This is a genomic window from Klebsiella pneumoniae subsp. pneumoniae HS11286 (genome assembly GCF_000240185.1).
GTDB classification, from domain to species: domain Bacteria; phylum Pseudomonadota; class Gammaproteobacteria; order Enterobacterales; family Enterobacteriaceae; genus Klebsiella; species Klebsiella pneumoniae.
The window spans coordinates 3710279-3736026 of the sequence record NC_016845.1 but is presented as its reverse complement, the minus strand read 5'-3'; the positions used below and the strand labels follow the sequence as shown (position 1 = coordinate 3736026).

Below are 25748 nucleotides of genomic sequence, written 5' to 3'. Positions count from 1 at the left end.
GCCGGTTTACCGCTACCTTAACCGCATTCTGTTGAGTCCCTGACGGCCGAGCATCGCCACATTGAAATATCTTGCCTCTTTTCATACAACCCTGAAGGTTTCACGTTATCTGTTCAGAGCGCTGGCGGTATTGCTGTGGCTGCTTATTGCGTTTGTCTCTGTGTTTTATATCGTCAACGCGCTGCACGAGCGGGAAGCCGAAATCCATCAGGAGCTTAATCTCAACGCCGATCAGGCCCAGCGCTATATCCAGCGTACCGCGGATGTAATGAAAGAGCTGAAGTATGTCGCCGGTAATCGCTTGTCGGCAGGGGACGCGGTAGCGCAAGGGCAAAACGGCGATATGGCGGTGCCCAACTTTGAACCCCTGTACCCCGATTCCGACTGCAGCGCGATGAGCGCCACCTGGCGTAATTCGCTGCAGTCGCTGGCATGGTTTATGCGCTACTGGCGGGATAATTTTACTGCCGCCTACGACCTTAACCGCATCTTTCTCATCGGCAGCGATAACCTCTGCATGGCCAACTTTGGCCTGCGGGACGTGCCGATTGAGCGCGATCAGGCGCTGAAAGTCCTGCATCAGCGCATAGAGCAATATCGCAACGCGCCGCAAAACGAGCGCGGCAACAACCTGTTCTGGATAAGCCAGGGCGTTCGCCCCGGGGTGGGCTATTTTTACGCCCTGACGCCGGTCTATATGGCCAATCGCCTGCAGGCGATGCTGGGCGTGGAGCAGACCATCCGCATGGAAAGCTTCTTTACGCCGGGCAGCCTGCCGATGAGCGTGACGATCTTTGACGATAACGGCCAGCCGCTGATTTCGCTGGCCGGTGCGGAAGGTAAAATCCAGAGCGAAGCGAAGTGGATGCAGGAGCGGATGTGGTTTGGCTACAGTTCAGGTTTCCGCGAGCTGGTGCTGAAAAAAAGCCTCTCTCCGTCCTCCCTGAGCATCGTCTATTCCGTCTCGGTAGATCAGGTGCTGGAGCGGATCCGTATGCTGATCATCAATGCTATCGTTCTTAATATCCTCAGCGGCGCGATGCTGTTCGCGCTGGCGCGGATGTATGAGCGGCGCATTTTTATCCCCGCGGAGAATGACGCCCAGCGCCTGGAAGAGCACGAGCAGTTCAACCGCAAAATTGTGGCTTCTGCCCCGGTAGGGATCTGTATTCTGCGCACTGCCGACGGGACCAATATTCTCAGTAATGAACTGGCGCACAACTACCTGAACATGCTGACCCACGAGGACCGCCAGCGGCTGACGCAGATCATCTGCGGCCAGCAGGTCAATTTTGTCGACGTGCTGACCAGCAACCATACCAACCTGCAGATTAGCTTTGTTCATTCACGCTATCGCAATGAAAACGTCGCCATTTGCGTGCTGGTGGACGTTTCCGCCCGCGTGAAAATGGAGGAGTCGCTGCAGGAGATGGCCCAGGCGGCGGAGCAGGCCAGCCAGTCGAAATCGATGTTCCTGGCGACCGTTAGCCATGAGCTGCGTACCCCGCTGTATGGCATCATCGGTAACCTCGATCTGCTGCAGACCAAAGCGTTGCCGAAAGGCGTCGATCGCCTTGTGACGGCGATGAACAACTCCTCCAGCCTGCTGCTGAAAATCATCAGCGATATTCTTGATTTCTCGAAAATCGAGTCCGAGCAGTTGAAGATCGAGCCGCGGGAGTTCTCTCCGCGCGAAGTCATGAACCATATCTCCGCTAACTATCTGCCGTTGGTGGTGCGCAAGCAGCTGGGCCTGTACTGCTTTATCGAGCCGGACGTTCCGGAACAAATGTCCGGCGACCCGATGCGCCTGCAGCAGGTGATCTCAAATCTGCTCAGCAATGCGATAAAGTTCACCGATACCGGCTGTATTGTCCTGCACGTCCAGTGCGCGGGGGATTATCTGCAGATTAGCGTTCGCGACACTGGAGAGGGGATCCCGGCGAAAGAGGTATTGCGCCTCTTCGATCCTTTCTTCCAGGTGGGGACCGGCGTGCAGCGCAATTTTCAGGGCACCGGCCTTGGCCTGGCGATCTGTGAAAAACTGATCAGCATGATGGATGGCGATATTGCTGTCGAAACCGAGCCGGGGATGGGTAGCCGCTTTACCATCCGTATTCCTCTGTATGGCGTGCAGAATACCTCACCGGTGAGCAGAGACGGTTTCGCTGGCAAGACCTGCTGGCTGGCGATTCATAACACTTCGCTGGCGATGTTCGTCACCTCGCTGCTCAGCTACCACGGCCTGACGGTCCGCCGCCATGCCGGCGAAACGCCGGACGCCGAGGATGTCTTACTCACTGACGATGAGGCGCTGAGCGGATGGCAGGGAAGGGCCATGGTCATCTTCTGTCGCCGTCATATCGGTATTCCGCAGGAGCGGTCCGCCGGCGAATGGCTGCACAGCGTGACGACTCCCCACGAACTGCTGCCGCTGCTGGGGCGTATTTTCCATGTTGCGCTCGCCAGTGCGGAAAATAGCCCGGCGCTGATGGCCCCGGAGGCGCAGGCCGGCAATAATGACGACATGATGATCCTCGTGGTCGACGATCACCCGATCAACCGCCGCCTGCTGGCGGATCAGCTGGGTTCGCTCGGCTACCAGTGCGTGACCGCGAACGACGGGATCGACGCGCTCAACGTCCTCAGCAAGCAGCACATCGATATCGTGCTCAGCGACGTCAACATGCCTAATATGGATGGTTATCGCCTGACGCAGCGCATTCGTCAGCTTGGCCTGACGCTGCCGGTGATTGGCGTAACGGCCAATGCCCTGGCGGAAGAGAAGCAGCGCTGTCTGGAATCGGGGATGGACAGTTGTCTGTCCAAGCCGGTCACCCTCGACGTACTGAAGCAAACGCTGACGGTATATGCGGCGCGGGTGCGTAAAGGGCGGGAATAATGGGGAGCTCCGTCTCGCCGGGGCGAGACGGAGAGGGCGAAGAGATTACTCTTTGTCCGTCGCGCTCAGCGAGACGGAAGAGAGGTAGTTCAGCAAGGCGATGTCGTTTTCGACGCCCAGCTTCATCATCGCCGATTTCTTCTGGCTGCTGATGGTTTTAATGCTGCGATTAAGCTTTTTGGCGATCTCGGTTACCAGGAAACCTTCGGCGAACAGGCGCAGCACTTCGCTCTCTTTCGGCGACAGACGTTTATCGCCATAGCCGCTGGCGCTGATTTTTTCCAGCAGGCGAGAGACGCTTTCCGGGGTGAATTTCTTCCCTTTCTGCAGCGCGGCCAGCGCTTTTGGCAGGTCGGTCGGCGCCCCCTGCTTGAGGACGATCCCTTCGATATCCAGATCCAGCACCGCGCTGAGGATCGCCGGATTGTTGTTCATGGTCAGAACAATGATCGACAGATCCGGGAAGTGGCGCTTGATGTATTTAATCAGCGTGATCCCGTCGCCGTATTTGTCACCGGGCATGGACAGATCGGTGATCAGCACATGGGCGTCCAGCTTCGGAAGATTGTTGATAAGGGCCGTGGAGTCTTCAAACTCGCCAACGACGTTCACCCACTCAATTTGCTCAAGTGACTTACGAATACCGAACAGTACGATCGGATGGTCATCGGCAATAATTACGTTCATAGTGTTCATGTATAAGGCTACCTTCTACAGCAAGCTCTTGACGTAAGCGTCAATGTCGCTGATATATTTTTCTATGCCTTGCGCATCCTTTTCGCGAATCAGATGCTCAAGCGTTTCACATAACTGCTTGCCGGGTATCAGATTAAGCATAGCAAATGCCCCTTTGAGGCGGTGGGCGGTTTGCGCCAGAGCAGCAAAATCGCCCGCTTCGATTTCAGTATACAATCTCTGAACATCATCCGGTACCGTATCGGCAAACAGTGCGTAATAGCCGCTGGCATGGAGTTCGGCGTTACTCTCGTTTCCTGAGGTGACGGGCTGAACCGCCTCCTCCGCCAGCTGCTGCTCAATAAGCTGCAGGATAGCCTCCTGCATCGCCGTGCTAATATTAAAGTTGACCCGCAGTTGGCCCGGGCCGATCTTGCGTATCCCGACCTCATCATCGCTTAAAAGCAAGCCTGAAGCAGTAAGATTAGACGGATTATCCGTTAAATAAAGATCAAAGGCTTGACTGGTCGCCCGATCGTCCGGTGTGATGCAGGACGCTCCCCAGCTCTCCAGCTGGCGAGTGACAATCCGCCGCACTTCGCTGGAAGTCACATCCAGCAGGACGATAACGTCATCCAGCAAATGCTCTCCCGCCTCTGGCGCCTCTTCGCTAGCCGGCATTTTCAGATGCAGGGTATAGCGCGTCCCCAGCGACTCCCGGGCTTTAATGGTCAATTGCCCGCCCAGCTTGCGCGTCATGCGGTCGCATAGCCAGAAGGTAAGGGCGTTTGCTTTGCCGTACAGGTCGCTCTGGGTCTCGTTGAGATACGGGAAGTGCATATTGTCGATCTCGTTTGCCGAGACGCCGTTGCCGGTATCCAGAATGCGGAAGGTCAGGCGATCGCTGGCCGACTCATCCTGACAGACGTCGAGGGTGATCTTGCCGATAGGCGTGGTGGTCACTGAATATTGGATTAACAGCACCAGCGTGCGCCGCAGAGCTTCACGGTCGCCATAGCGCTGCTCGCCGGCCGGGAGCGCATTGTTGATGAGCAGCTGCAGACCCTTGCGTTTCATCGCCGGCAGCACTTCCGGCACGACGTCGTCAATAAGCTCCTGCACCGAGAACAACGTCTGGTTGGTTTTCCAGGCATCGCTTTCCAGCAGATTGGCGAGCTGAATGTCATCGATGAGTTTGACCAGCTCATCGGCATGCTGGGCCAGCGTCCGATTCTCTGTACTACTGAGCGCCGCCGCCTCTGCCGCCAGCGTCAGCGCGGGCTGCTTCAGGGCGCTGCCGATGTGCTGCATAAAGGCGGCCCGTCCCTGCTGGTTTTTCTCATACAAGCGCTGGGCCTGCTTGAGCTTTTTATTGACCAGCACTTCGCGGTCCTGATCACGGATGATCAGGATCTGGGTGCGCGGCGCTACCTGGCTGCGATACTGGCGGATTTCATACTGCTCATTATTGACGGTGGCCTGAATTACCCCCTGATGCTGGTCCGCCATATTAGTGATGTTCTGCAGATTCAGGTGCGGAAGCAGATGGTCGGCAATTGGATTGCTGATAACCGTTCGGTTGGCTTCCTGATCGTGAACGAGCAGCCCCAGCGGCAGCAGAGAAACAATCTCTTCGTTAATGGCGCGCAGCAGACGCAGTTCGCTGTTGGCGGCGGAGGGGAGCCCGGCGCCAGACGAATGGCTGCGTCCTTTATAGTGGCGAAAGGTGGTAAAACCAAACAGCGCCAGCGCCAGCAGACCAATGTTGAGCAGCAGCGGCAGAAGAATGTTCTGCATGGACTCCAGCAGCATGGTGCTCATTGGTACCGTCCACAGCAACTGCATACCGGTGGTGCTGATGTCGGTGGCGATGTCAATCTGCATGCCGTTAAAGGTGATCCCAATATGATCGGCGCTCTCTTTATCCGGCGTGGTGGCGAGATTTTGCGACGGGTCAGGCTCGATACGGAAGCTGTCGATAGTCATGCCGGGCGGGATCAGATCGTTAATCGGCAGATCGAAGGCGACCACCGTGGCAAGGTGTCCGGGCTGGTTGAAGGTGGTGCGTAACGTAAAATAGTGCGCGTTCTGCCAGGCGAGATGGCGCAACGGCGAGAACGTCTCGCGCTCATCAAGGGTATTAGCCTGCAGCAGCATTTCCGCGCGCCGCGACTCCACGACGCTGCTGATCGTTGACTCTTTGAAGCTCGAAGAGAGGTCCTTCAACGGCAGAGTGGAGACCAGGATCAGACTATTGTCCAGGCCGTTGAGATAGTACATCGACCACGGAATGGTCTCCGCGCCCCACAAAATATCGAGATAATCGGACATTTTCTGCGTCATTTCGAGGGTGGAGCTGTCATGGGAGCCAAAGATCAGGGCTTCGGTTTTACGCCGGGGTTTCTCCAGGTAGTAAACGTCCTGTTTTAAACGCGTCTCCTGCAGACCGCCGCTTGCGGTGTTGACTGAGGTGGCGGCGATATTGTCGTAGATCTGCCAGGTGGCATAGCGCCAGGCGTCAATGCGCTGGTGCAGAGCGTGGGAGACATCAACCACCTGATAGCTTTTCTCCTTCAGCCAGGCATTGACGGCGCTTTGGATCATCACCCCCATTGTCGCCAGCAGGACAATAACCATCAAAATGAAGAAGCGGCTGATGTTGCCGGGGATCAGGGAGAATTTTTTCGGGGTCATCTTGTGGCTGAACGACTCATCATTGTTTGTAAACAGGATGTAGCGCCAGAGTAACTGGCAACAAAGCAGATGCTGCTGGCAGTATAAAGGCTAATGGCGTAAATCCATACTACAGATTGGCGCCAGCGGTGCGATGCCGCCCAGGAATTATCTTAGAAACGAAGCGTAAATGAAACCGCGCCGGGAAGGTTAACCGGCGACGATATTGACGGAAACAAAAGGGAAGAATCGCACGAAATAACAAGACATTGGAAGAATATGCACCACTGATGGCCTAATTGATTGATTAATAGTCGTTAGGGAATCATTAGCCGTAGCACAGATAAATTAAAGTTGTGTAAAGAAGGGTAAAAAAACCGGATGCGAGGCATCCGGTTGAAATAGGGGTAAACAGACATTCAGAACTGAATGACGGTAATAAATAAAGTTAATGATGATAGCGACTCTTATTTTAGCCACCAATGATCATTTTGTTTTACCATTCAGTGCTATAGATATGCTGTCGTCTATCGCTTTGATTATAAAAGGTTAAATATTTTTTTTGATGATTAGTGCGTATTTCCCTGACCATTTTGCGGTGAAAAAAGTTCCGCTAAATTTACAAATTGAAACATCTTGTGGGAACTTTGAAACATCTTAGAAGTTTTAGTATCATATTCTTGTTGGATTATTCTGCATTTTGCAGCACAATGAAATAGCCGACTGATTAGAAGGGTAATCAGTAAGCAGTGGCATAATAAAAGGCATATAACAAACAGAGGGTTAATAACATGAAAGTTAAAGTACTGTCCCTCCTGGTACCGGCTCTGCTGGTAGCAGGCGCAGCAAATGCGGCTGAAATTTATAACAAAGACGGCAACAAATTAGACCTGTACGGTAAAATTGACGGTCTGCACTACTTCTCTGACGACAAGAGCGTCGACGGCGACCAGACCTACATGCGTGTAGGCGTGAAAGGCGAAACCCAGATCAACGACCAGCTGACCGGTTACGGCCAGTGGGAATACAACGTTCAGGCGAACAACACTGAAAGCTCCAGCGATCAGGCATGGACTCGTCTGGCATTCGCAGGCCTGAAATTTGGCGACGCGGGCTCTTTCGACTACGGTCGTAACTACGGCGTAGTATACGACGTAACGTCCTGGACCGACGTTCTGCCGGAATTCGGCGGCGACACCTACGGTTCTGACAACTTCCTGCAGTCCCGTGCTAACGGCGTTGCAACCTACCGTAACTCTGATTTCTTCGGTCTGGTTGACGGCCTGAACTTTGCTCTGCAGTATCAGGGTAAAAACGGCAGCGTCAGCGGCGAAGGCGCTCTGTCTCCTACCAACAACGGTCGTACCGCCTTGAAACAGAACGGCGACGGTTACGGTACTTCTCTGACCTATGACATCTATGATGGCATCAGCGCTGGTTTCGCATACTCTAACTCCAAACGTCTTGGCGACCAGAACAGCAAGCTGGCACTGGGTCGTGGCGACAACGCTGAAACCTACACCGGCGGTCTGAAATACGACGCGAACAACATCTACCTGGCCACTCAGTACACCCAGACCTACAACGCGACCCGCGCCGGTTCCCTGGGCTTTGCTAACAAAGCGCAGAACTTCGAAGTGGTTGCTCAGTACCAGTTCGACTTCGGTCTGCGTCCGTCCGTGGCTTACCTGCAGTCTAAAGGTAAGGATCTGGAAGGCTACGGCGACCAGGACATCCTGAAATATGTTGACGTTGGCGCGACCTACTACTTCAACAAAAACATGTCCACCTATGTTGACTACAAAATCAACCTGCTGGACGACAATAGCTTCACCCACAACGCCGGTATCTCTACCGACGACGTGGTTGCACTGGGCCTGGTTTACCAGTTCTAAGTTGCAAGCTGCATAACAAAAAGGCGCCTCTGGCGCCTTTTTTTATGTCCGGTTTAACCTCGCTGGTATACTCTTGTCGCCCTGGTAAGAGGAGCCTCGATTAATGGATATGACTTTCTTTCGCGCCGCGCTGCTGGGCGCCTGCGTTCTGCTCTCTGGCTGCGATTCAGCTACCACTCCTGCGACCCCCACCGCGACGGCCACCGTGCTGGATGGCAAAACGATGGGCACCTTCTGGCGGGTCAGCGTCATTGGCGTGGATGAGGCAAAGGCCCTGGCGTTGCGCGCCAAGGTTCAGGCCCAGCTGGACGCCGACGATCGCCTGCTGTCGACCTGGAAAAACGACTCAGCGCTGATGCGCTTCAATCATGCCGCCACTACCGAACCCTGGCCGGTGAGCGAAGCGATGGCGGATATCGTCACCCTGTCGCTGCGGATTGGCGCCAAAACGCACGGCGCGATGGATATTACCGTGGGGCCGCTGGTCAACCTGTGGGGCTTTGGCCCGGATAAACAGCCGGTCACCACCCCGGATGCCGAGGCGATAGCCGCGGCGAAGGCGCGCACCGGCCTGCAGCATCTGCAGGTTATTAATCAGAGCGGCAGGCAGTTCCTGCAAAAAGATATTCCCGATCTGTTTGTCGACCTCTCCACCGTGGGGGAAGGCTATGCCGCCGACCACCTCGCGCGGTTGATGGAGCAGGAGGGGATCTCCCGCTATCTGGTGTCGGTGGGCGGGGCGCTGGTCAGCCGCGGGATGAACGGCGAAGGCAAGCCCTGGCGGGTAGCGATCCAGAAACCGACCGACCGCGAAAACGCCGTTCAGGCGATTGTCGACATCAATGGGCACGGCATCAGCACCTCCGGCAGCTATCGCAACTACTATGAACTCGATGGCAAACGCATCTCGCACGTTATCGATCCGCAGACCGGGCAGCCGATAACCCATAAGCTGGTCTCCGTGACCGTCATTGCGCCAACAGCGCTGGAGGCGGATGGCTGGGATACCGGACTGATGGTGCTGGGGCCGGAAAAAGCGCAGCAGGTGGTGCGCGAGGAGGGGCTGGCGGTCTACATGATCGTTAAAGAAGGAGAGGGTTTTAAAACCTGGATGTCGCCGCAGTTCCGCACTTTCCTTGTCGGCGAGAAAAATTAAAAAGCAAGATTGCGGGTTTTTTACTGCGGGCTTTACCACAGACTGAGGGTACACTTACAGCTGGAGACCCGTCATGAAACCGATAGTTGCCGATACCGATGATCGCCGCTGGCAGGCGGTCTGCGAACGTGATACCCGGGCCGATGGTCAGTTCGTCTTTGCGGTACTGACCACCGGCATCTGCTGTCGTCCCTCCTGCCGCTCGCGGCGCGCGCGGCGAGAAAACGTACGCTTTTTTGCCGACGTCGCCGCCGCCGTGGCGGCGGGATTCCGCCCCTGCAAACGCTGCCAACCGGATAAAGACTACCCGCAGCAGCAAAGGGTCGACAAAGTGGCGCAGGCCTGTCGGCTGCTGGAGCAGGACGCGCCCCTGACCCTCGAGGCGCTGGCAGGCCAGCTGGCGATGAGCCCGTTTCATTTCCACCGTTTATTTAAATCCGTCACCGGCATGACCCCTAAAGCCTGGCAACAAGCGTGGCGGGCGCAGCGCCTGCGGGAAGCGCTGGAGCAGGGGATACCGGTGACCCGCGCCGCGCTGGCGGCTGGTTTTCCCGACAGCAGCAGCTATTATCGCCAGGCCGACGCAGCGTTAGGGATGACCGCCAGCCAGTTTCGCCGCGGCGGGGCCGCCACCGTGGTAACCTGGACCACGGGCGACTGCGTGCTGGGTCGTTGCCTGGTGGCGCAGAGCGAGCGCGGCGTCTGCGCGGTGCTGCCGGGTGATAACGATGCGGCATTGCTCGACGACCTGCGCCGGCGCTTTCCCAATGCCGAGCTGCGTGAAGGCGACCCTGATTTTTGTCAGCAGATGGCCGAGATTTTCGCCCACCTCGACGACAGCCGGCGGCCGGTATCGCTGCCGCTGGATCTGCAGGGCACCGCGTTTCAGCTGCAGGTCTGGCAGGCGCTGCGGCAGATCCCGGTGGGCGAGACCCGCAGCTACCGCCAGGTGGCAGAGCATATTGGCCAGCCGCGGGCAGTAAGAGCCGTGGCCGGCGCCTGCGCGGCGAATTCGCTGGCGGTGATTGTTCCCTGCCACCGGGTGGTGCGTGAAGATGGCACCCTGTCCGGTTATCGCTGGGGAACGGCGCGAAAAGCGCAGCTGCTGGCGCGCGAGGCCCAACATGAGGAGGAGTAATGCTCGATCTGTTTAGCGATACCCCACCGTGGCAGGAGCCGCTCGGCCCCCGGCGCGGTGGTGCTGCGGCGATTTGCCCGCGAACGCGCCCCGGCGCTGCTGCAGGCGATAGCCGACGTCGCCAGTCAGTCGCCGTTTCGCCAGATGGTCACGCCGGGCGGGTACACCATGTCGGTCGCCATGACCAACTGCGGCGCGCTGGGCTGGACTACCGATCGCCACGGCTATTTGTACGCCCCGGTCGACCCGGTAACCGATCAAACCTGGCCGCCGATGCCTGCCGTCTTTCATGAACTGGCGCTGGCGGCCGCCGCCGCCGGCGGCTATCCGGAGTTTTCCCCCGACGCCTGTTTGATTAACCGCTATTGTCCTGGCGCAAAACTGTCGTTGCATCAGGATAAAGATGAACAGGATCTGCGGGCGCCGATTGTCTCGGTCTCGCTGGGCTTGCCGGCCATCTTTCAGTTTGGCGGCTTGCAACGCAGCGACCCGCTGCAGCGGCTGCTGCTGGAGCATGGCGATGTGGTGGTCTGGGGCGGCGAGTCGCGCCTGTTTTATCATGGCATTCAGCCGCTGAAAGCGGGGCATCATCCGAAAACGGGCGACTGTCGTTACAATCTCACCTTCCGACAGGCGGGCGGTCGCCAGTATTAAAATAAGAATTATTCTTGATGTCATCGGCGAGCCGTTTAAACTGCTGGCTGTTTTGCTTTTGCGGATAGCCTGTTATGGAACTTCTCTCTCTCGTCTGGCGCCAGTACCGCTGGCCGTTTCTGGGCGTTATTGCTCTCAGCCTGCTCAGCGCCGCGCTGGGTATCGGCTTAATCGCTTTCATTAACCTGCGTCTGATTACCGCTGTCGATACCTCGCTGCGGGTCCTGCCGGAGTTTCTTGGTCTGCTGGGGCTGCTGATGGCGGTGACCCTGGGCTCGCAGCTGGCGCTAACCACCCTCGGCCACCATTTTGTCTATCGTCTGCGCGGTGAGTTTGTTAAACGCATCCTCGATACCCAGATTGAACAAGTAGAGAAGATCGGCAGCGCGTCGCTGCTTGCCGGGCTGACCAGCGATATCCGCAATATCACCATCGCCTTTGTGCGCCTGCCGGAGCTGGTGCAGGGGATCATTCTCACCTTCGGCTCCGCGGCCTACCTCGCCTGGCTGTCAGGAAAAATGATGCTGGTGACGGCGCTGTGGATGGCGCTCACCATCTGGGGCGGCTTTGTGCTGGTCTCGCGGGTGTACAAACATATGGCCAGCCTGCGCGAAACGGAAGATAAACTGTATCACGACTATCAGACGGTGCTGGAGGGGCGTAAAGAGCTGACCCTCAACCGCGAGCGCGCGGAGTATGTGTTTAACCAGCTCTACCTCCCGGACGCCCGGGAGTACCGGCACCATATCGTTCGCGCCGATACCTTCCACCTCAGCGCGGTCAACTGGTCGAATATTATGATGCTTGGCGCCATCGGGCTGGTGTTTTGGATGGCCAACAGCCTCGGCTGGGCCGATACCGCCGTGGCGGCGACCTATTCCCTGACGCTGCTGTTTCTGCGCACGCCGCTGCTCTCCGCCGTCGGCGCGCTGCCCACGCTGCTCAGCGCCCAGGTGGCGTTTAACAAGCTGCGTCAGTTCTCCCTCGCCCCGTACCGGGCCGACTTTCCCCGGCCGCAGGCGCATCCTGACTGGCAGACGCTGGAGCTGCGCGATGTCACCTTCCATTATCCGGACCAGCGCTTTGCGGTAGGGCCGCTTAATCTGACGCTGAAGCGCGGCGAGCTGGTGTTTCTGATAGGCGGCAACGGTAGCGGCAAGTCAACGCTGGCGATGCTCCTGACCGGCCTGTACCAGCCAATATCCGGTCAGATCCTCGTCGACGGCCAGCCGCTGGCGGCGGAGAGGCCAGAGGAGTACCGCAAACTGTTTTCCGCAGTGTTTACCGACGTCTGGCTGTTTGACCGCCTGCTCGGGCCGCAGGGCGAGGAGGCCGATCCGGCGCTGGTGGCGACATGGCTGGAGCGTCTGCAAATGGCCCACAAGCTGCAGCTGGAGAACGGAAAAATCGCCGACCTGCGGCTGTCGAAAGGGCAGAAGAAGCGCGTGGCGCTCCTGCTGGCGCTGGCCGAGTCCCGGGACATCATTCTGCTGGATGAATGGGCGGCGGATCAGGATCCGCATTTCCGCCGCGAGTTTTACCAGGTCCTGCTGCCGCTGATGCAGCAGATGGGCAAAACCGTGTTCGCCATCAGCCATGACGATCACTACTTCCAGCACGCCGATCGTCTGCTGGAGATGCGCGCTGGCCAGCTCGCCGAACTTACCGGCGAAGAGCGGGAACAGGCTTCCCGCGATGCGGTGGCCCGTACGGCCTGATTCACAACGCGCGCCCGGAAAAGCCCGGGCGCCGCTGAAATTTTCAGCGTCTACATCGCTGACGGTTATTATTTCCCCCTCCTCGCGCTATGCTTAAGGCTTCCGGCCCGCAGGCCGGCTCACCATTCTCAAAAGGATTGCCCGATCGATGTCCGTTTTGCATAAAAAAAGCGCCCGCTTGCGTGACGAAGAGCGCGCCCGTCTGATTTGGCTCTTGAGCACCGATAAAGCGGTGACTTCCGCGCTGCTGGGCAAACTGACGCTGGCTGAGCGCTATGATGAAGGGACGCTGGCCGATGACCTGGCCGAAGTGGAAATGCTGGTCTCGCATCTGCCGCCGCCGGATCTCGCCGATGCGCTGGAAGCGCTTCCCTATGACGCCCGCACCGCGCTATGGTGCCTGGTGCCCGACGATAAACGCGGCGAAGTGCTGCTGGAGGCCTCAGAGAACGTCTGGGGCGACCTGATCGACAAGATGAGCGACCCCGAGCTGCTGCAGGCCATGCAGCCGCTGGATATCGATGAACAGGTTTACCTGCTGCAGCATCTGCCGCGCAACCTGACCGGACGGCTGCTGGCGACCCTGCCGGCCGAGAAGCGCGCCCGTATTCGCCAGATTATGCGCTACGCCGACAACAGCGTCGGGTCGATCATGGAGTTTGAGGTCATTACGGTGCGACCGGAGGCCACCCTGGCGGCGGTGCAGCGCTATCTGCGGCGTCTCGGTAAAATGCCGGAAAACACCGATAAGCTGTTCGTTACCACCCGTAACAAGCTGCTGCTCGGCGAGCTGGAGCTGCAGACCATTCTGCTCAATGATGCGCAGAAGCGGGTGGGGGAGGTGATGGAGGGCGACCCGGTCACCTTTCAGCCGCACGAAGAGGCGGAGAAGGTGGCGCGCACCTTCGAACGTGATGACTTGCTCAGCGCCGCCGTCATTGATGCCGACGGCAAGCTGATCGGGCGCCTGACCATCGATGAGATCGTCGATGTGGTTTATGAAGAAACCGATAACGATCTGCGGCGGATGGGCGGCCTGAGCGATGAAGAGGATGTCTTCGCCCCGGTCAGCAAAGCGGTGAAAACCCGCTGGGCATGGCTGGCGGTCAATCTGTGTACGGCGTTTATTGCTTCCCGGGTCATCGACGGCTTCGAACACACCATTTCACAGCTGGTGGCGCTGGCCTCGCTGATGCCGATCGTCGCCGGCATCGGCGGCAACACCGGCAACCAGACGATCACCATGATCGTCCGGGCGATGGCGCTGCAGCAGATCCAGCCCGGCAGCTTTACCTTCCTGATCCTGCGTGAAATGGGGGTCGCCCTGATTAACGGTCTGGTGTGGGGCGGGATTATGGGGGCCATCACCTGGTGGCTGTATGACGATCCGCAGCTCGGCGGGGTGATGACGCTGGCCATGATGCTCAACCTGCTGATGGCGGCGATGATGGGCGTGATAATCCCGATGGTCATGGTGAAGCTGGGGCGCGACCCGGCGGTCGGCTCCAGCGTGATGATCACCGCCATCACCGACACCGGCGGCTTCTTTATTTTTCTGGGTCTGGCGACGCTGTTTCTGATGTAGCCTGCGCTTTTGCCCGCAGGCGGCGGGGGATGATCGCCATCGCGACAATCCCCGCCAGCACACCGATCGCCAGATTGCTGGTTCCCACCGTCGCGGCGACGGTCACCAGCATCACCAGCGTTTCCGGCCACGGATTACGCGCCAGCTCGCCCGGGCGAATGCTGTGCCAGCTAAAGGTCTTCACCGCCACGATCACCATCACCCCGGCCAGAACCGCCATCGGGATCTTCGCCATCACCTGGCTGAGCGCTGTCACCAGCAGGAGCAGCACCAGGCCGGCGATTACCGTTGAGAGGCGGCTGCGGGCCCGGCCCATTTCCACGTTCACGATAGTCTGGCCGATCATCGCGCAGCCGGCGATGCCGCCATAGCAGCCGGCAAGGATATTGGCGATACCCAGCCCGGCGCTTTCCCGCGATTTGTTCGACGAGGTATGAGTGAGATCATCCACCAGCTTAGCCGTCAGCAAGGACTCCATCAGGCCGACAAAGGCGATGCTGAGGGCGCACGGCCAGATTATCTGCAGGGTGGTCAGGTTCAGGGGAACGGTCAGGGCGGTGAACCCCGGCAGGCCGCCGCTCATTGACCCTTCATCGCCGACGGTCGGCAGCTGCTGGCCGGTGGTCGCGGTATAGAGGGTGAGCGCGACGATGGCGATCAGCGGCGCCGGGATAGCCTTAATAACGCGCGGCGCCCACAGGACGATAAGCAGCGTCAGGACGAACAGGCCAACGATTAGCGGTTGTCGACTCCAGAAATGCGGCACCTGAGCAAAGAAAATCAGGATCCCAAGGGCGTTGACGAACCCGGTCATCACCGCCGGGGGAATAAAGCGCATCAGGCGCGCCATGCCGCACAGACCAAACAAAATTTGAATAATACCCGCCAGAATGACAGCCGGTAAAATGTACCCCACGCCGTGCTGATGCACCATCGGGCCAATCACCAGCGCCACCGAGCCCGCGGCGGCGGTGACCATCGCCGGGCGTCCGCCGAAGACTGACATCGCCAGGCAGAGCACCACCGAAGCAATCAGGCTTACCTGCGGGTCAACGCCGGCAATGACTGAAAACGAAATCACTTCAGGGATGAGCGCCAGGGCAGTGAGCACGCCGGCCAGCACTTCGCGCGTCAGTAAAGACGGGGAGCGGAGGATGGGACGCAGGTTGCCGGAAGCGGCGGGGTCAGAAACTGGGGGCATAAAAAAAGTTCGCAGCTTATAAAAAAAGAGAGAGCGGTGTCAGGCCCTGCTTCCGTGCGGTCTGTCACAAAACCAGGGATGATAGCGCGGAATCTGTCAGCGCACCAGTACAAAAAGTGATTTGGTGTATACATTTATTAAACATTTTTATAACGGATCTCAAAACAGAACTTAAAATTTAAACAATATTTAAATTTTTGAGCTTCGGTGGTAACGTGAGGGGTGAGAATCGTATCACCTGCGCTAAATAAAAACAGCGAGTAAAGTAAGGCTCAAATCCGATGAATAAAAAGATGGCCGTACCACGCTCACAGGCGGTTGGTCCCAACAGCACTCGGACCAACACCCGCCATGAGCAAGAGACGGATGTATTGTTGATTGGCGGCGGCATTATGAGCGCCACACTGGGAACCTGGCTGCAGGAGCTTGAGCCAGACTGGTCTATTACCATGGTTGAGCAGATGTCCAGCGTGGCGGAAGAGAGCTCAAACGGGTGGAATAATGCGGGTACCGGCCACGCGGCGCTGATGGAGCTGAACTACACGCCGCAGACCGCCAACGGCATCAATATCGACAAAGCGGTCGACATCAACGAAGCCTTCCATATCTCGCGTCAGTTCTGGGCGCATCAGGTGACGCGCGGCGTCCTGAACAAACCAAAATCTTTCATTAACAGCGTGCCGCACATGAGCTTTGTGTGGGGCGAAGATAACGTCAACTTCCTCCGTGCGCGCTACGCGGCGCTGCAGCAAAGTGAACTGTTCCGCGGTATTCGCTATTCTGAAGACCATCAGCAGATCAAAGCCTGGGCGCCGCTGGTGATGGAAGGCCGCGACCCGCTGCAAAAGGTCGCCGCCACTCGCTCAGAAGTGGGAACCGACGTCAACTATGGTGAAATTACCCGCCAGCTGATCGCCGGTCTGCAAAAGCATGATAATTTCTCCCTACAGCTGGGCACCGTGGTGCGTCGCTTCAAGCGCAACGCCGACAAGAGCTGGACGGTCACCCTGGCGGATGCCGACAATCGTCGTCAGAAGCGGGTCATTAAAGCTAAATTTATCTTTATCGGCGCCGGCGGCGCAGCGCTGACCCTGCTGCAGGAGACCGGCATTCCGCAGGCCAAAGAGTATGCGGGCTTCCCGGTCGGCGGCCAGTTCCTGGTCTGCGAAAATCCGGAGGTGGTGAACCACCATCTGGCGAAGGTCTACGGTCAGGCCGAAGTGGGCGCGCCGCCGATGTCGGTGCCGCACATCGATACCCGTATTATCGACGGTAAACGCGTGGTGCTGTTCGGACCATTCGCCACCTTCTCGACCCGTTTCCTGAAGAACGGTTCGCTGTGGGATCTGCTGGCCTCGACGAATACCTCAAATATTTTGCCAATGCTCAACGTCGGCCTGGACAACTTCGATCTGGTAAAATATCTGATTAGCCAGGTGATGCAGAAAGATAAAGATCGTCTGGCCGCGCTGTGCGAATATTATCCGGAAGCGCGGAAAGAGGACTGGCGGTTGTGGCAGGCCGGTCAGCGCGTGCAGATCATTAAGCGCGACGCGAAGAAGGGCGGGGTACTGCGCCTGGGCACCGAAGTGGTCAGCGATGATGAAGGCACCGTCGCGGCGCTTCTCGGCGCGTCGCCAGGGGCCTCCACCGCGGCGCCTATCATGCTGCAGCTAATGGAGAAAGTGTTTAAAGATAAAGTCAATTCGCCGGAATGGCAGGCCAAGCTGAAGGCGATCATCCCAACCTACGGTATTCGTCTTGACGGCAACCCGGCGGAGATCGAGAAAGCGCTGGCGTGGACCAGTGAAGTGCTGGAACTGAAATATGAGCCAGCCGGGGCGGTGGATGAGGTGCCGCAGGCGGAGCTGAAGCCGCTGAGCGGCGGCAAGCCGATGGCGGATATCGCGCTCTGATAAACGCTCTGACAAAAACGGCAGCCTGCGGGCTGCCGTTTTTTATTGCCGTTTGCGCTGTTCGCCTTAGCGGACGACAGCGTTGCTGATAGTCTCGTCGGCGCGCCAGATGCGATATTTCACATCGACATTGCTCGGCGTGTATACCACGATCGGCAGTTTGCTGTTGTAGCGCAGCATGGCGTCATCCCCGAGGCCGGCAGTGACAAATTTCTTCTCTTTTTTGCCGTCCGGGCAGGCCATCATGGTGGATACCGGGCCGCTCAGCTTCTCAAAGACATAGTAATCATAGCCCCAGCCTTCCAGGGTTTTACTTTCCAGTTCCCCGCCGAGACGATGATGGTTGCAGTCGACTTCCAGCGTCTGGCCGATCATCAGCTCAACCTTGAGCGCCGACTCATCCTGCTGCTGCGGCAGCTGAATAACCTGACGCTTCATGCCTTTTTCCGCTTTCGGGAACGGCGCGACTTTTTCCAGCGGCTGGTCTGCGGCCAATGCGCCAGCGGACATGCAGGCGGCGGTCAGCAGAGAAACGGCTAGCGTAGTGATTTTTTTCACGGTTGATCATCCTTTATTTTCGTTCCTGACAGAGATAGCCTATCATCACTCAGCTGAATGTTAAGATTTATTTACCAATTTTTGCAAAATGAATAGTGTTATCTACTGGTAAGACATCGGCCGCGCAGAGCGCAACAGAGGCGCTGGCGGGCCGCCAGCCCCCTGCCGGGAAAGCTATTCATTACGGCTATTTTTCGCTTCCTCAATAAACTCTTCATCGATTTCATCGGTATTGCCGGCATGTTCTCGTCCCGACAGCAGGTTCCAGCAGGCGATAAACAGGGCGGCGATCAGCGGCCCGATCACGAAGCCGTTGATACCGTAGATCTCCATGCCGCCCAGAGTGGCGATAAGGATCAGATAGTCCGGCATCCTGGTATCCTTGCCCACCAGCAGTGGACGCAGAATGTTATCCACCAGGCCAATCACAATCACAAAGAAGCCGACGATAAAGGCGCCCTGCCACAGTTGGCCGGTGGCGAAGAGGTAGATGGCCGCTGGCACCCAGATAATGGCCGAGCCCACCGCCGGGATAAGCGACAGAAACGCCATCAGCGCTCCCCAGAGAATGCTGCCGTCCAGACCGGCGATCCAGAAGGCAAAGCCACCCAGCGCCCCCTGCGCCAGCGCCACGGCGACGGTACCTTTTACCGTGGCGCGGGCCACAGCGGCGAATTTAGCGAACAAATGCTGCTTCACATAGCTTGATAACGGTAGAGACTCGAGGATCAACAACACCAGATAAGGTCCATCCTTCAGCAGGAAAAACAGCAGATACAGCATGATGCCGAAGCTGACGGTGAAGCCAAAAGTCCCTTTGCCAATCAGAAACGCGCTGCCGGCCAGATACTGACCGCCTTTCAGAGCGGCATCAGAGAGCTGCTGCTGGATCTGCTGCGCGCTATCAAGGTTATGATCGGCGAGGAAGCTTCTGGCCCAGCCGGGGAGATGGGCGAACAGGCTGGCGACCACCGTCGGAAACTGGGTGTCGTTATGCTGCAGTTTGCTGTACACCAGATTGAGCTCGTAGGCCAGCGAGGAGAGAATGATAGCCAGCGGCGTAAAAACGATAAGACAGATAATGACGATGGTCATCAGCGCCGCGAGGCCATTGCGCTCGCCGAGGCGGGTACGGATCTTGTTTTTGACCGGATTAAAAATCACCGCGAGGATCGCAGCCCAAAGGATGGCGGAATAATAGGGTGAGAGAACATCAAAAAAGGCCAGGGTTACAATGAAGACGATAAGGATGAAAAATCCCTTGGTAAGTCCATTAACTCTCATGTTATCCGCTCCTGCTTATGAGTCATACGGTCGAATAATAGATGCTACGACGTAATTTACCATCAGGATAGTCGTACATCTTCACGATACATTGAAGAAAGGGCACAAATTAAGCGAGCGGGCGGCAACAGGGGAAACAGGCATAAAAAAACCAGCCTTAAAAGGCTGGTTTCTGTGGAGTTTTTGGTCGGCACGAGAGGATTTGAACCTCCGACCCCCGACACCCCATGACGGTGCGCTACCAGGCTGCGCTACGTGCCGACGCGTGGGGAACAATATTACCCGTTCCCCAGGCGAATGCAAGCGGGTCACGCGCGATTGATTCATAATTAATCAATCAGTTAGCGATAAAGCGTTTTTCGTCAGTCAGGACCTGCAGCAACAGGCTGAGCTGCGGTTTCTGATCTTTAATTTTCTCGCCGTCGCGGCTCCAGGTGGTATAGGTGCCGTTATGGTTGAGGACCACGGTGATGGTCGGGGTGGTGATGGCCAGCGTATCGCCGTTGGCCGCGGTGACCCAGTTACGACGCCGCGCGGCGCTGAACAGATCTTCTCCCTGCGAGTACTCATTGGCCGGCGTCGAAACGTGAAGCAGGCGCTGCATCAGCGTAGTCATCACATCTTTGTTATCGGTCAGGGTGGCAATCTCCTGCGCCGGCGTGCCCGGCCAGTGAATAACCAGCGGCACCTGCAGCTGCTCGCGCGACCAGTCGAACGCGTCGTGTTTCGCATTCAGCGGCTTGCCGTGGCCGCCGGTAATAATTACCACCGTATTATCGAGTTTGCCGGCTTCGCGCAGCGCAGTCAGCACCCGATCGATCTGGGCATCAACGTCGCCAGCCGCCTTGCTGTAGCGGCGGACAAAGCCCTGCTGCTGCGTGTCGTCGAGGGTGGTGCCATTGAGCGAGATCCACGAGAACCAGCGATTCTCATCCTGCGCGTAACGGTCCAGCCAGCCGATCCACTGATTGGCCGTCTGCTCGTCGCTCTGGGTCTTCGCGCTCGGCAGCGAGAAATCGGAGAGCAGCGCCTGGCGATACAGCGGGCTGCTAAACCCATCGGAGGAGAAGAGGCCCAGCTGGTAGCCCTGCTGGTTGAGGGCGGTAATCAGCGCGGCGGGAATACGCGCCGAGAGGACACCGTCCATATAGCCAGGCGAAATACCGTAGAACAAACCAAACAGGCCGCTGTCGGCGGTATTGCCCGAGCTCATATGCTGGGTAAAGTTAACGTTTTCTTTGGCAAATGCCGCCAGCGCCGGCATGGTCTTTTCAAACCGCGAGTAGTTCAGGTTGTCGACGGTGATCAGCAGCACGTTGTAGCCCGCGCCGAGGTCACGGTAGCGCAGGTTGCTAAGCGGATACTGGACCGATACCGCCTCCGGCGCCCCTTGCTCCACCAGACGACGCTGATAATCCTGGGCGTCGAGCAGGCCATGTTTCTCAAGGAAACGACGGGCGGTCATCGGATAGGAGAGCGGCAGATTCGCCCGCTGCATAGTGATCGGGCGATAGAAATTGGCGTCCGCCCAGATATAGACCAGGTGGCTGCTGACGAACGACAAAAAGAAGAACCAGGCGACCGGGCGGGCGTAATGGCGGCGGCGCGTCAGGCTGCGCAGCTTTTGCCAGCTCCAGGTAGCGAAGAGCATTTCAATCAAAAAGATGACCGGGACGCTGATAAACATCAGCTGCCAGTCGCGCGCCATCTCATTCTGGTCAGGGTTGATGACCAGCTCCCAGACGACCGGGTTTAAGTGCAGATGGAAGCGGGTAAAAACTTCGCTGTCTATCAGCAGCAGCGTCATCCCGGCGGTGGCAAGGATCACCGACAGGAAGCGCATCAGGCGCTGCGAGACCACGATAAAGGTCAACGGAAAGAGGATCAGCACATAGCTGGTAAACACCAGAAAGCTGAAATGCCCGACGAGACTGACGTACGAAAACAGTCGTCCGGCAAGCGTCGTCGGCCAGTCGGCGACAAAAAGGTAGCGGCTGCCGAGCACCATGGCCAACAACATGTTGAACAGGGCGAACCAGTGCCCCCAGCTAACCATCTGGGAGACTTTTTCTCGGTAGGGCTGACGTAGAGTCACCATATACTGTTGCTGTTATCCTTAATGCGCTGGATCGTCGTTAATCGAAGATTGCAAAGCCTGCGCGAAAGAACGGGCGATGGCCTGACGCTGCGCCGGCGCGACGCTACTGTTGATCAGGTTGGTCACCATATTGCCTAACACCATCAGTGAAAGGTCCACCGGGGCTTTGTGTGATTCCAGGACGTTCGTCAGCTCGCTGAGCAACTGTTCGACCTGTTGATCGCTATAGCGGGAAATTTGCGGCATAAACTCAAAATCTGTTTGTTCGTGAAAGGGCAACATATTACCGTAGCAGCAGCTTTTTTTCCGCATTTTTTCGCCGCGGCGCAAAAGCGCATCAATCGACGTTAACGACGTCGAAATGTGTGGCGCCAGTTGCGTCGGCCACCCGGCGGTGGTTGAATACCGCCCGGTCTAAAAGGAGAGTTTAACATGAGTCTGGATATCGACCAGATTGCCCTGCATCAGTTAATCAAACGTGATGAACAAAATCTGGAGCTGGTGCTGCGCGAGTCACTGCTGGAGCCGAACGCGACGGTCGTCGAGATGATGGCTGAACTGCACCGGGTCTATAGCGCCAAAAGCAAAGCCTATGGCTTGTTCAATGAAGAGAGCGAACTGGCCCAGGCGCTGCGCCTGCAGCGTCAGGGGGAAGAAGAGTTTCTGGCGTTTAGCCGCGCGGCGACCGGTCGCCTGCGCGATGAGCTGGCGAAATACCCGTTCGCCGAAGGAGGCATTGTCCTCTTCTGCCAGTATCGTTACCTTGCGGTCGAGTATCTGCTGGTGGCGGTACTCAATAACCTGAGCAGTATGCGCGTCAACGAAGAGCTGGATATCCGCTCGACCCATTATCTGGATATTAACCATGCCGATATCGTCGCGCGCATCGATCTCACCGAGTGGGAAACCAACCCGGAGTCGACCCGCTATCTGACCTTCCTGAAAGGGCGGGTAGGGCGCAAAGTGGCCGATTTCTTTATGGATTTCCTCGGCGCCAGCGAAGGGCTTAACGCCAAAGCGCAGAACCGCGGCCTGCTGCAGGCGGTGGATGACTTCGCCGCCGATGCCCAGCTTGATAAATCCGAGCGACAGAACGTGCGCCAGCAGGTCTACGCCTACTGCAACGAACAGCTGCAGGCTGGGGAAGAGATTGAGCTGGAGTCGCTGTCCAAAGAGCTCGCCGGCGTCAGCGAAAAGAGCTTCCAGGAATTCACCGCTGAGCAGGGCTATGAGCTGGAAGAGAGCTTCCCGGCGGATCGCAGCACCTTACGTCAGCTGACCAAGTTTGCCGGCAGCGGCGGCGGATTGACCATTAACTTCGACGCCATGCTGCTGGGCGAACGCGTATTCTGGGATCCCGCCACTGATACCCTGACCATTAAGGGTACCCCGCCGAACCTGCGCGACCAGCTGCAGCGCCGGACGTCAGGCGGCAATTAAGCCCTGTGCCCCGGCGGCGCTACCGCTGAACGGGGACGATCTCCACGCCGCTCTGCACCAACTGTTGGCGCAGCGCGGCGTCGGGTTCTCCATCGACAATCAGCGTACTGGCGAGGCTCAGCTCGCCGATGGCAAAGGCCGACGCGGCGTTGAGCTTCTCCCGGGAGGCCATTACCACGGTTTCTGCCGCCCTGGCCGTCAGCGCGCGCTTGATGCCTGCCTCTTCGTAATCACCGGTGGTGAAACCCGCCCGCGGGTGGACGCCGGTCACCCCCATAAAGAACAGATCGGCGTTGATCCGCGCCATTCCCGCCAGCGTCTCGGCGCCGACGGCGACAACCGAATGTTTAAATACTCTGCCGCCGAGCAGGATCACCTCGATTCGCGGGTGGTCCACCAGCGCCACGGCGATGCCAGGGCTGTGGGTGACCACCGTGCAGCTGAGGTCGGCGGGTAAAAAGCCGATCATCGCCGCGGTGGTGGTGCCGCCATCGACAATCACCACCTGTCCCGGCTGGATCATGGCGGCGGCGGCGCGGGCGACCGCCTGCTTGGAGTCGATCTGCACGCTTTTGCGCGTTTCAATTGGCGCAATGGCGGCGGAAACCGGCAATGCCCCGCCATGGACCCGCTGCAGTTTTCCCTCCGCCGCCAGCTCGCGCAGATCGCGGCGAATGGAGTCCTCGGAGACGTTAAACCGCTGGCTTAGCTCCCCGGACATCACCTGTTTTTCCTCGGTGAGGATCTGGAGGATCTGCTGTTTTCTCTGACTGGCGAGCATCGGTTTTCCTTCATCGAATGATCTTGTTTGTGCACGATTATGCATGTTATGGTGCCTGCTGTCACCTCAAAGGGGAAATAACATGCAAACACATGCACCGCACGTCCGCCACGTTCGCGAGACGCTGCTCTCGGATAACTGGTACACGTTGAAAAAATATACCTTCGAACTGCTGCGTCGGGACGGTCGCTGGCAGGAGCAGAGCCGCGAGGCTTATGACCGGGGCAACGGCGCAGTCATTTTACTCTACAACCGGGAAAAGCGGACGGTGGTCCTGACCCGTCAGTTCCGTTTTCCGGTATTTACTCATGGCCACGACGGATATCTCATTGAGGCGGCCGCCGGGCTGTTGGATAACGCCTCGCCGGAGGCGCGGATCGTTGCCGAAGCGGAAGAGGAGACCGGCTTTCGCGTGACCCGTGTCGAACCCGTCTTCACCGTCTTTATGAGCCCCGGCTCCGTCACCGAAAAACTCTACTTTTTTATCGCCGAATATCAGGCCGATGACCGTCGGGGCGACGGCGGCGGACTGGCGGCGGAAGGTGAGGACATTGAAGTACTGGAGTGGCCGCTGACGCGGGCGCTGCAGGCTATTCGCGATGGCGAGATCATGGATGCTAAAACCATTATCCTGCTGCAACACCTGGCGCTGAATGCCGACACGCTCCTCGCCGGCTGAGCGGCAAGGAGCGGGGAGTTAACGCAGCTCGCGGGCAATGGCGCTGTACATCAGCGCCGCTTCCAACGGCTGAGCGTTGAAGGAAGGTTCCGCCTGCGGCCAGGTCGACCACTGGACGATCACCAGGTGTTCCGCGCGGTTCACCATGATCACCTGGCCGTAGATCCCCAGCGCCCACAGCGACCCTTTAAGCCCTTCCTGCGGCGTCGGCTGGACGTTTTGCGCATTCGCCGGAATCGCGTTATTCCACCACTGATAGCCGTAAATACCCTCCGGATGCGCTGCCGAGACCGAGTTTAGCGCCTTGGTCCAGCTGGCGGCTTGATCGAACCAGCCAGTCGGCACCAGCTGTTTGCCATTGCTTAACCGACCGTCACGGGCAACGAATTCACCAAAGCGGCCCCAGTCTTCAAGGGTGGCGTTAAAGCCGTGGGCGCCGACGTCGTGCTTCCCTTGCTGATAAGCATGCCACACGCCGTCGTGGGCCATCCCGGCCGGCTGCCATAGAGCCTGTTCAAGCCAGGCGGCCAGCGACATGCCGGTGGCGCGCTCCAGGATATCCCCAAGCAGCCAGGCGCCGCCGGAAGAGTAGGACCACTGCTCACCCGCCGGGTGTTGACGCGCCAGGCCGGTGACGATCTTACGCACGCAGGCATAGGCGCCGGGCTGCGCTTCACACTGGGTCAGGCGGGCGAAATGCGACTGCGGGTCGGTGTAGTCTTCATTCCATTCCACCCCGCTGGTGTGTTGAATCAACTGCTTCAGCGTCACGCCGTCCCAGGCGGTGCCTTTCAGTTCGGGTTCATAAACGGTAATCAGGTCATCAAGGGAGTGGATTTTACCCTGTTGAATGGCGATACCGACCAGCGTCGAGACCACCGATTTGCCTACCGAGCGCGAGGTCCACAGGGTGGTGTCGGTATTACCTTCGGCGAGATATTTCCAGGCGACTTTACCATCTTTCAGCACCAGCATACCGCTGACGTTCTCGCGCTTCAGGTAATCCTGCAAATTCCAGGTGTGGCCGTTGAGCGTATAGCGGGCATCGGTCAGTTGTTTTTCAGCGCGCTCCAGCGGCGTCGAGGCGCCGTGGCGGAAGACATCGCCGATATAGTTGCGATAGTCATTGCGAAAGCCAATCACGCGTGAAGTCTGATCCCAGCTGAGCATGTCTTTGGCCGCGGGTAGCGTTTGATCGTAAGGCGTTGGGCAGACATCCAGCGTCAGGCTGCCGCAGTGTTGCGCCATTGCCGCCGCCGGCAGAGCCGCCAATATTAACGCCAGGGCCAGTGGTTTTCTTATCATTGTCATTTCCTCGTTTGCCATAGATTCGCTGCGCAGTATATAAATCGGCGCGCGCCGGCTAAAATCAGCACATGGGGGATTTTCCCCCTT

20 protein-coding genes and 1 tRNA gene are annotated in these 25748 nt (G+C 57.9%); 10 read left to right on the top strand and 11 right to left on the bottom strand.

What is annotated here, in order from left to right; all coding sequences use genetic code 11:
- The first annotated feature begins 61 nt into the window (after positions 1 to 61).
- On the top strand, positions 62 to 2902 hold the full coding sequence (locus KPHS_37050) for a hybrid sensory kinase in two-component regulatory system with RcsB and YojN (protein ID YP_005228005.1): 2841 nt from the start codon (positions 62 to 64) through the stop codon (positions 2900 to 2902).
- Between the two features lie 45 nt (positions 2903 to 2947).
- On the opposite strand, the gene KPHS_37040 is transcribed toward KPHS_37050, so the two are convergent.
- From KPHS_37040 to KPHS_37020, 3 genes are all read right to left on the bottom strand, one after another.
- Complete coding sequence (locus KPHS_37040) at positions 2948 to 3598, bottom strand: transcriptional regulator RcsB (protein YP_005228004.1); 651 nt, start codon at positions 3596 to 3598, stop codon at positions 2948 to 2950.
- 15 nt (positions 3599 to 3613) lie between these two features.
- Entirely contained in the window at positions 3614 to 6271 is a 2658-nt protein-coding gene (locus KPHS_37030; RefSeq protein YP_005228003.1) for a phosphotransfer intermediate protein in two-component regulatory system with RcsBC, read from the bottom strand.
- Between the two features lie 327 nt (positions 6272 to 6598).
- Positions 6599 to 6730: a hypothetical protein gene (locus KPHS_37020; protein ID YP_005228002.1), complete on the bottom strand. Its 132-nt coding sequence runs from the start codon at positions 6728 to 6730 to the stop codon at positions 6599 to 6601.
- Positions 6731 to 7041: 311 nt separating this feature from the next.
- Here KPHS_37020 and KPHS_37010 point away from each other — a divergent pair, with 311 nt between their 5' ends.
- From KPHS_37010 to KPHS_36960, 6 genes are all read left to right on the top strand, one after another.
- A complete protein-coding gene (locus KPHS_37010; RefSeq protein ID YP_005228001.1) occupies positions 7042 to 8145 on the top strand; it encodes an OmpK36 porin in 1104 nt (367 codons plus the stop codon).
- A 103-nt stretch (positions 8146 to 8248) separates the two neighbouring features.
- Complete coding sequence (locus tag KPHS_37000; RefSeq protein YP_005228000.1) at positions 8249 to 9301, top strand: thiamine biosynthesis lipoprotein ApbE; 1053 nt, start codon at positions 8249 to 8251, stop codon at positions 9299 to 9301.
- Between the two features lie 73 nt (positions 9302 to 9374).
- Positions 9375 to 10439, top strand: coding sequence for an O6-methylguanine-DNA methyltransferase, transcription activator/repressor (locus tag KPHS_36990; protein ID YP_005227999.1), 1065 nt, complete (start codon positions 9375 to 9377; stop codon positions 10437 to 10439).
- 57 nt (positions 10440 to 10496) lie between these two features.
- Entirely contained in the window at positions 10497 to 11093 is a 597-nt protein-coding gene (locus tag KPHS_36980) for a DNA repair system specific for alkylated DNA (protein ID YP_005227998.1), read from the top strand.
- A 74-nt stretch (positions 11094 to 11167) separates the two neighbouring features.
- The gene (locus tag KPHS_36970) at positions 11168 to 12811 is read left to right on the top strand and encodes a multidrug transporter membrane protein/ATP-binding component (protein YP_005227997.1); all 1644 of its coding nucleotides are present in this window, start codon (positions 11168 to 11170) and stop codon (positions 12809 to 12811) included.
- Positions 12812 to 12959: 148 nt separating this feature from the next.
- The gene (locus KPHS_36960) at positions 12960 to 14396 is read left to right on the top strand and encodes a putative MgtE integral membrane region (RefSeq protein ID YP_005227996.1); all 1437 of its coding nucleotides are present in this window, start codon (positions 12960 to 12962) and stop codon (positions 14394 to 14396) included.
- Here the strand turns inward: KPHS_36960 and KPHS_36950 are convergent.
- Positions 14359 to 15519 carry a sulfate permease gene (locus tag KPHS_36950; RefSeq protein YP_005227995.1) on the bottom strand — a complete coding sequence of 387 codons (1161 nt, stop codon included), beginning with the start codon at positions 15517 to 15519 and terminating at the stop codon, positions 14359 to 14361. The two genes, KPHS_36960 and KPHS_36950, sit on opposite strands and share 38 nt — an antisense overlap.
- A gap of 359 nt (positions 15520 to 15878) precedes the next feature.
- Between KPHS_36950 and KPHS_36940 the strand changes: the two genes are divergently transcribed.
- Positions 15879 to 17513 carry a malate:quinone oxidoreductase gene (locus tag KPHS_36940; protein ID YP_005227994.1) on the top strand — a complete coding sequence of 545 codons (1635 nt, stop codon included), beginning with the start codon at positions 15879 to 15881 and terminating at the stop codon, positions 17511 to 17513.
- 66 nt (positions 17514 to 17579) lie between these two features.
- Here KPHS_36940 and KPHS_36930 read toward each other — a convergent pair whose 3' ends face one another.
- The 5 genes from KPHS_36930 to KPHS_36900 form a co-directional block, all read right to left on the bottom strand.
- Complete coding sequence (locus KPHS_36930) at positions 17580 to 18071, bottom strand: ecotin (protein ID YP_005227993.1); 492 nt, start codon at positions 18069 to 18071, stop codon at positions 17580 to 17582.
- A 174-nt stretch (positions 18072 to 18245) separates the two neighbouring features.
- The gene (locus KPHS_36920; RefSeq protein ID YP_005227992.1) at positions 18246 to 19355 is read right to left on the bottom strand and encodes an AI-2E family transporter; all 1110 of its coding nucleotides are present in this window, start codon (positions 19353 to 19355) and stop codon (positions 18246 to 18248) included.
- 184 nt (positions 19356 to 19539) lie between these two features.
- Positions 19540 to 19616 (bottom strand) — tRNA-Pro (locus KPHS_t00450).
- A 76-nt stretch (positions 19617 to 19692) separates the two neighbouring features.
- Positions 19693 to 21411 (bottom strand): putative phopshatase/sulfatase, encoded by a 1719-nt coding sequence (locus KPHS_36910; protein ID YP_005227991.1) that lies wholly within the window; start codon positions 21409 to 21411, stop codon positions 19693 to 19695.
- Positions 21412 to 21471: 60 nt separating this feature from the next.
- A complete protein-coding gene (locus tag KPHS_36900) occupies positions 21472 to 21783 on the bottom strand; it encodes a YejL family protein (RefSeq protein YP_005227990.1) in 312 nt (103 codons plus the stop codon).
- Between the two features lie 102 nt (positions 21784 to 21885).
- Between KPHS_36900 and KPHS_36890 the strand changes: the two genes are divergently transcribed.
- Positions 21886 to 22893 (top strand): nucleoid-associated protein NdpA, encoded by a 1008-nt coding sequence (locus KPHS_36890; protein YP_005227989.1) that lies wholly within the window; start codon positions 21886 to 21888, stop codon positions 22891 to 22893.
- A gap of 19 nt (positions 22894 to 22912) precedes the next feature.
- Here the strand turns inward: KPHS_36890 and KPHS_36880 are convergent, their stop codons facing one another.
- On the bottom strand, positions 22913 to 23674 hold the full coding sequence (locus KPHS_36880) for a putative DEOR-type transcriptional regulator (RefSeq protein ID YP_005227988.1): 762 nt from the start codon (positions 23672 to 23674) through the stop codon (positions 22913 to 22915).
- Between the two features lie 82 nt (positions 23675 to 23756).
- On the opposite strand from KPHS_36880, the gene KPHS_36870 reads away from it, so the two are divergent.
- On the top strand, positions 23757 to 24353 hold the full coding sequence (locus tag KPHS_36870; RefSeq protein YP_005227987.1) for a MutT-like protein: 597 nt from the start codon (positions 23757 to 23759) through the stop codon (positions 24351 to 24353).
- Positions 24354 to 24371: 18 nt separating this feature from the next.
- On the opposite strand, the gene KPHS_36860 is transcribed toward KPHS_36870, so the two are convergent.
- On the bottom strand, positions 24372 to 25658 hold the full coding sequence (locus tag KPHS_36860) for a putative beta-lactamase (protein YP_005227986.1): 1287 nt from the start codon (positions 25656 to 25658) through the stop codon (positions 24372 to 24374).
- Between the last annotated feature and the right edge of the window lie 90 nt (positions 25659 to 25748).